The sequence below is a fragment of the Colwellia sp. C2M11 genome, from assembly GCF_018860915.1.
GTDB lineage: Bacteria > Pseudomonadota > Gammaproteobacteria > Enterobacterales > Alteromonadaceae > Colwellia.
The window spans coordinates 1-5,728 of record NZ_JAHKQD010000050.1; the positions used below are offsets into that span (position 1 = coordinate 1).

The window sequence follows — 5,728 nt, forward strand, 5'->3', positions numbered from 1 at the left end:
CTGATACTAATTGCCCGTGAGGCTTAACCATACAACACCCAAGTAGTTTTTTAGAGCTATGAAGTGAATTGTATGAAGACTGACATAATAGAAAACACACGTACTTACGTGTTACTTGAATAAGAATAAAGAATAAAACGATATTTACAGCTTTCTAAGATTGAATTTTTTTGTTTAGCGACAATAGCGCTGTGGTACCACCTGACTCCATTCCGAACTCAGAAGTGAAACGCAGTAGCGCCGATGGTAGTGTGGGAGTTCCCATGTGAGAGTAGGACATTGCTAAACTTCTATTTAGAGAAGCCCGATTCGAAAGAGTCGGGTTTTTTGCTGTCTGGGTTTTCAATCTCTAGAGCAGAGTTTTTAACTCTCTCTATATCTTATATGAGTGTTCCCCATGCGCTACAGCAAGAATCAACGATGTCATCATCCCCTTTAAAACATTGATTAGTGGGTTTATTCTGTCATATCAACTGCTCTTGGAGCCATGCTACACCATCAACAATAATAAGACATGTCTTCCTAATAATGTTCGTTCGGAAATTAAAGATAAGTGTTTTCTCATTACATCTATATTCATGCAAGGTGCATCTACTAATTTCAACAGTTTTATAATCTAATATCAGCTCAGATGAGAAACTATATATGGCTCAGAACTTGATAAAGTTAATTCTATGAAGTGATAGTGTGACTATGTTTAGTCGTTGTGGATGTTATTGTAAAAAAATGTAAAGTTATTACTTCTTTATATCGCTAAAAAAAGCAAAAAAAATGCATCTATAAAAATAGATGCATAAACATGAAACACTAAGGGATAACATAACTATTAAGTAAGAGTCCCTTTATCCTTTAAAGTTCAATTTAATTTACAACATTATTGTATTGTTCACGCTTTGAATAATAATACGAAAATAGTATGTGTTAGTTCGTGAGTGGATCTTTTATAGCTTAGTACTTGCTTTAACTGGTGTTGATATAAATATTCAGTACAATAACACTATCTAAATTGAATAATAGAATAGATATGAAATCAAGCAAGCAATTTTCTTTGCGAAAAAATAATAGTTTTAATGTGAAAAGTATTTGCCCAATAGTATATTTTCCGCAAACTCTATCTGATTTAGAGTCTTTACCTGATTTGTCGTTAAGTCCATTTTATATTCTTGGTGAGGGTAGTAATACTTTATTTGTCGATACTCAAGCACCTATTATCATTAAACCAGATTTTAAAGGGATCGATATTACTGAAACAACTGATAACTACTTTGTTCGAGTTGGTGCAGGTGAAAATTGGCATGAAGTTGTTTGTTTATGTATTAATAATGGTGTTTATGGTTTAGAAAATCTTGCGTTGATTCCGGGTAGCGTAGGTGCTTCTCCTGTACAGAATATTGGTGCTTATGGTGTGGAGCTGTCCGACTTTTGTGTAGAAGTGACGTGGTTTGATTTTTCAAGTAAAACTCTTACCACTTTAAGTAATCAAGATTGTTGTTTTTCTTATCGAGATAGTATATTTAAAAATGATTTACTTAATAAAGGTGTTATAACTGAGGTAGTTTTAAAACTCCCTAAGAAATGGCAAGCCAATTTATCCTATTCAGGTTTGAACGAATTACCTCTTGATACTAGTGCTCGTGATGTTATGAATAAAGTTATCAGTTTACGACAAGCTAAATTGCCTGACCCTGATAAACTCCCGAATGCGGGAAGCTTTTTCAAAAACCCGATTGTTAGTGTTGATAAGCTGACTAGTTTAAAGAATATCTATCCAAGTATTCCATTTTATTCTCAAGATGATGGTACTGTAAAACTTGCAGCTGGCTGGTTAATTGAGCAAGCAGGTTTAAAAGGTTACTGTAAAAATCACGTGGGTGTACATCAGCACCAAGCCTTAGTATTAGTAAATCATGAAAGTGATTACGGTAAAGATATTTTAGCTTTAGCACAATTTGTTCAAAAGCAAACGTATAAAAAATTCGAAATACTACTTTCACCAGAAGTACGCATGGTAACTTCGCATGGAGAGCGAAAGTTTACAGATTTACCAATAGTTGATTGGGGTAAGTAACATTATGACAAAAGTAGTTAAAGAATACTTAATTAAAGCACTTTCAGGAGGGCAATTTGTTTCTGGCCAAACACTAGGTGAAGAATTAAATATAAGTCGTGCTGCTATATCAAAACATATCAAAGCACTAATTGATATGGAGTTAGATATCTATAGTGTTACAGGCAAAGGTTATAAATTATCTAAACCATTATCTTTATTAGATCATAGTAAAATTGTTGCAGCGATACCTAAGGGCAGTTTAATACCGACAGTTGAAGTTCATAGTTTAATTGACTCTACCAATAGTTATTTATTACGACGTTTACCAAATCAATTAACTCATGGGCAAGTATGTATTGCCGAATACCAAAGTGCAGGCAGAGGACGCCGTGGGCGAGAATGGGTCTCTCCGTTTGGTTCACAAATTTATTTATCGATCTATTGGCACTTAGAGCAAGGGTTATCTGCTGCTATGGGGCTTAGTCTAGTCACTGCATTAGCAGTTAGTGATGCAATTTATTCATCAACAGCAATTAATGTACAGCTGAAATGGCCGAATGATATTTATTTGGATGGTGTGAAATTAGCAGGAATTTTGATTGATCTAGAAGGACAGGCTTTAGAGCCTAGCCATAGTATTATTGGTATTGGTATTAATGTTGATATACCTCAACAAGCAGCAACTAGAATCAATCAAAAGTGGACAGATTTACAAAGCCATAGTGACACCAAAATAGATAGAAACTTATTAAGTGCTCATTTAATTTATCATCTATTACAAAGATTAGAGCAATATCAAAACGAAGGATTAGCTGGAATACTTGATGAATGGCACGCCAGAGATTTTTATAAGGATAAGAAAGTTAAATTAATAACGGGTGATCGTGTTACAAGAGGTATCTACCGAGGAGTTAATCCACAAGGCGCTCTACTTTTGGAAGTGGATGGAAAAGGACAGACCGTATATGGTGGTGAAGTCAGCCTTAGAGGTGATGAGTGTTAATATTATTGGATATTGGTAATACTAGGACAAAATTTTGTTTTATTGACAAGGGTATAAGAAGCGCGCAACAAGCGGTTTTAAATGATTTAATTTCAAATACCTTTTTAAATGATAATTTCCGAGGTGCAACAAAGCTTCTTGTTGCAAGTGTAAGTAATAAAGAAGTTACGGATAAAATAGATGTTTGGTGTCGAAATAATAATGTTATCTATCAGCAAATATATAGTGAAATAAAGAAAGGTAAGGTTAACTCTGGTTATAAAGATCCTAATCAATTAGGAGTAGATAGGTGGTTAGCTTTACTTGGTGGAGCTAAACGTTATCCAAATAAAAATATATTAATAATAGATGCCGGTACGGCAACAACAATTGATTTTCTAAAAGCTTCAGGACAACATGAAGGTGGTTGGATATTAGCAGGTATTAAGGTATTGATTTCAAGTGTTTTATCAGAAACTACACAAGTTAAAGCAAACCAAGTAGAAAAAGAAAGCTTAGTGTTTGGATTAAACACTTCTGAGAATGTGCATAATGCTGCTTGGGCTGCAACAGTTGGAGCTATTCAACTCGCTATATCGAATATAGAAAAGCAAGGTGACATACTTGATGAAGTAATTATTACTGGTGGAAATGGTATATCTCTTGCGCGATTGATGGCGCATAAAACGACAATAATTACAGAACTGGTTTTTGATGGATTAGAGACTTATATAGAGCCGATAAAGTAATTTACTTAGTTGCTTTGGATAAAAAAACATCAAACACGCACTAAAGAATCATTAAAGTAAAAAAAACATCGATATTTTTGAAATTTGGACTTGCAAGGGACAAAACATTGCTCTAGAATTCGCACCACTTAATGTAGTGCCGACTTAGCTCAGTTGGTAGAGCAACTGACTTGTAATCAGTAGGTCGCCAGTTCGACTCCGGCAGTCGGCACCATTAATACTATTCACTATTAGTTAGTGATATAGGTAAATATACTGGAGGGGTTCCCGAGTGGCCAAAGGGATCAGACTGTAAATCTGACGGCTCCGCCTTCGGTGGTTCGAATCCACCTCCCTCCACCATATTTTTTAGATTTATTTTTGTAATGCAAATATAAATCTAAGCAGAGATAAACTGATAGAGTTAGCGGGTGTCGTATACTGGCTATTACCTCAGCCTTCCAAGCTGATGAAGCGGGTTCGATTCCCGCCACCCGCTCCAATCTTTGTACATGAATGCTGATATGGCTCAGTTGGTAGAGCGCACCCTTGGTAAGGGTGAGGTCGGCAGTTCGAATCTGCCTATCAGCACCATTCCTTAGATGACCCTATCTTTTTATTTCCTAAATTTATTTACTATATAAAGTAAACGTAAAATTAAACTTAATTCTATACCCAGAGGTATTTTAAAATGGCTAAAGAAAAATTTGAACGTAATAAACCGCATGTTAACGTTGGTACAATCGGTCACGTTGATCACGGTAAAACAACATTAACAGCCGCTATCTCTGCGGTATTAACTAAAGTACATGGTGGTGAATTAAAAGATTTCGCACAAATCGATAATGCACCAGAAGAGCGTGAGCGTGGTATTACAATCAATACTTCTCACATCGAGTACGATACAGAAACACGTCACTACGCACACGTAGATTGCCCAGGCCATGCCGATTATATCAAAAACATGATCACTGGTGCAGCACAAATGGATGGTGCTATCTTAGTAGTTGCTGCTACAGATGGTCCTATGCCACAAACACGTGAGCATATCTTACTTTCTCGTCAAGTTGGTGTTCCTTACATCATCGTATTCATGAACAAATGTGATGTTGTTGATGATGAAGAGTTATTAGAGCTAGTAGAAATGGAAATCCGTGAACTACTTTCTGAATATGATTTCCCAGGTGATGATTTACCAGTAATCCAAGGTTCAGCTTTAGGCGCACTTCAAGGCGAAGAAAAATGGGAAGCGAAAGTAATTGAACTTGCTGACCAATTAGATACATACATTCCAGAGCCAGAGCGTGCAATTGATGGTGCATTCATCATGCCAATCGAAGATGTATTCTCAATCGCTGGTCGTGGTACTGTTGTAACGGGTCGTGTTGAACGTGGTATCATCAAAGTTGGTGAAGAAGTAGAAGTTGTAGGTATCCGTGATACACAAAAATCAACTTGTACAGGTGTTGAAATGTTCCGTAAGCTTCTTGACGAAGGTCGTGCAGGCGAGAACTGTGGTGTTCTTCTACGTGGTCTTAAGCGTGAAGATGTTGAACGTGGTCAAGTACTATGTGCTCCAGGTTCTATTTCTCCACACACTAAATTTGAATCAGAAGTTTATGTTCTTTCTAAAGATGAAGGTGGTCGTCATACGCCATTCTTTAAAGGATACCGTCCACAGTTTTACTTCCGTACAACGGATATCACTGGTTCAGTAGAGCTTCCTGAAGGTGTTGAAATGGTAATGCCAGGCGACAACTTGAAGTTTGTTGTTGAGCTAATTAACCCAGTAGCGATGGACGAAGGATTACGCTTCGCAATCCGTGAAGGTGGTCGTACTGTTGGTGCTGGTGTTGTATCTGCAATCATCGAGTAATTAACACTTTATTGTAGTTAACCTATTGGTTAGCGAACACAAAAGGTTAATGAATAAAAAAGGTCGCTTCTGCGGCCTTCTTTGGTTTTATT

The 5,728-nt window shown here is 36.5% G+C and carries 4 protein-coding genes, 4 tRNA genes and 1 rRNA gene; all 9 read left to right on the forward strand.

Annotation, left to right across the window (positions count from 1 at the left end; all coding sequences use genetic code 11):
* Positions 1–173 precede the first annotated feature (173 nt).
* The 9 genes from rrf (at position 174) to tuf (ending at position 5,636) form a co-directional block, all read left to right on the forward strand.
* A 5S ribosomal RNA gene (rrf, locus tag KO509_RS15270) occupies positions 174–288 on the forward strand.
* Between the two features lie 736 nt (positions 289–1,024).
* Positions 1,025–2,068 carry a UDP-N-acetylmuramate dehydrogenase gene (gene murB, locus KO509_RS15275; protein WP_215974139.1) on the forward strand — a complete coding sequence of 348 codons (1,044 nt, stop codon included), beginning with the start codon at positions 1,025–1,027 and terminating at the stop codon, positions 2,066–2,068.
* A 4-nt stretch (positions 2,069–2,072) separates the two neighbouring features.
* Positions 2,073–3,053 (forward strand): bifunctional biotin--[acetyl-CoA-carboxylase] ligase/biotin operon repressor BirA, encoded by a 981-nt coding sequence (gene birA / locus KO509_RS15280; RefSeq protein ID WP_215974140.1) that lies wholly within the window; start codon positions 2,073–2,075, stop codon positions 3,051–3,053.
* A complete protein-coding gene (locus KO509_RS15285; RefSeq protein WP_215974141.1) occupies positions 3,047–3,781 on the forward strand; it encodes a type III pantothenate kinase in 735 nt (244 codons plus the stop codon). Before birA ends, KO509_RS15285 begins: the two co-directional genes overlap by 7 nt.
* A 138-nt stretch (positions 3,782–3,919) precedes the next feature.
* Positions 3,920–3,995, forward strand: a tRNA-Thr gene (locus tag KO509_RS15290).
* 43 nt (positions 3,996–4,038) lie between these two features.
* Positions 4,039–4,123: transfer RNA gene (locus KO509_RS15295), tRNA-Tyr, on the forward strand.
* Positions 4,124–4,187: 64 nt separating this feature from the next.
* Positions 4,188–4,262 (forward strand) — tRNA-Gly (locus KO509_RS15300).
* A gap of 16 nt (positions 4,263–4,278) precedes the next feature.
* Positions 4,279–4,354 (forward strand) — tRNA-Thr (locus tag KO509_RS15305).
* A gap of 97 nt (positions 4,355–4,451) precedes the next feature.
* A complete protein-coding gene (tuf, locus tag KO509_RS15310) occupies positions 4,452–5,636 on the forward strand; it encodes an elongation factor Tu (RefSeq protein ID WP_215974142.1) in 1,185 nt (394 codons plus the stop codon).
* The last annotated feature ends 92 nt before the right edge of the window (positions 5,637–5,728 follow it).